Genomic DNA, 1222 nt, shown 5'->3' on the forward strand with positions numbered 1-1222 from the left:
GTGCCGGAGTGGGTCGGGGAGCGGCGGGCGGCAGGGGCGCGGGCGCGGGCCGCGGGGTATGAGCCCGCGGCTGACCTGGCCAGGATCGAGGCGCTGGGCGGGCGCTTCGTGTGTCCGGGGGATCACGAGTGGCCGCAGCAGCTCGATGACCTGGGCGACGCGACGCCTGTGGGGCTCTACGTGCGCGGGCGCGCGGACCTGCGGCTGTGGGCGCTCTCGTCGGTCGCCGTGGTCGGCGCCCGCGCCTGCACCGAGTACGGCGCGCATGTCGCCGCCGAGCTCGCCGCAGGCCTCGCGCGGCGGGGCTGGGTGGTGGTCTCCGGCGCCGCGTACGGCATCGACGGGGCAGCTCACCGTGGCGCGCTGGCCGCGAACGGCGCCACCGCCGGGGTGCTCGCCTGCGGGCTCGACCGCTGCTATCCGCCCGGTCACACCGAGCTGGTCGAGCGGATCGCGGCGCAGGGGCTGCTGGTCGGCGAGCTGGCGCCGGGGACGCACCCCACCCGCGGCCGCTTCATCCTCAGGAACCGGGTCATTGCCGCGCTTACCCGCGGCACCGTCGTGGTCGAGGCCGAGCACCGCAGCGGGGCGCTGTCCACGGCGCGATGGGCGCAGCGCCTCGGAAGGGTGACCGGCGGCGTGCCGGGACCCGTCACCTCCGGGCTGTCCGCCGGCGTGCACGAACTGCTGCGCGGTGAGGGCGTGGTCGTGACCGACGCGGACGACGTGGTCGAGCTCGTCGGGCGGATCGGCGCCGACCTCGCGCCGCGGCGGCGCGGCCCCGTGGTCGGCCGGGATCTGCTGCCGACCGCCACGGCCCGGGTGCTGGAGGCGCTGCCGGCGCGGGGTGGAGCGGATTGTGTGTTCATCGCACGGAGTTCGGGCACGCAGCGCGAGGAAGCGCTGGGCAGACTTTATGAGCTGCTGTCACTCGGATACGTGGAACGTGTGGGCGATCAATGGAGGTTGACCGGGGTGGGCCGAGGGCACCCCATCGGGTGGCGAGGCGGTCCTTGATCTGGGGCGATCGGGTGAAAAGGTGGAGGTGATGCCAGAGTTCGGACTCCCCGCCACGCATTCGCGGGAGCGTTGCGCCGCCGCGGCGGTAACCCTGGGGTGCGGTCGGCGGAACGTATCTTCGCACCGATCAACCCGCCCCGGTCGCCCTCCGCGATGCGCCGGTCACGCTACGCTCACGTGGTCTTCCCCCGCCCCACCGACC

1 protein-coding gene is annotated in these 1222 nt (G+C 74.6%); it reads left to right on the forward strand.

The features are described from left to right. A partial coding sequence (gene dprA, locus G5C51_RS42090; RefSeq protein ID WP_165246221.1) for a DNA-processing protein DprA occupies nucleotides 1-1017 on the forward strand: 1017 nt, incomplete at its 5' end. Nucleotides 1018-1222: the final 205 nt, after the last annotated feature.

Origin of the sequence: Streptomyces coryli (genome assembly GCF_011044975.1) — a bacterium.
GTDB lineage: Bacteria > Actinomycetota > Actinomycetes > Streptomycetales > Streptomycetaceae > Streptomyces > Streptomyces coryli.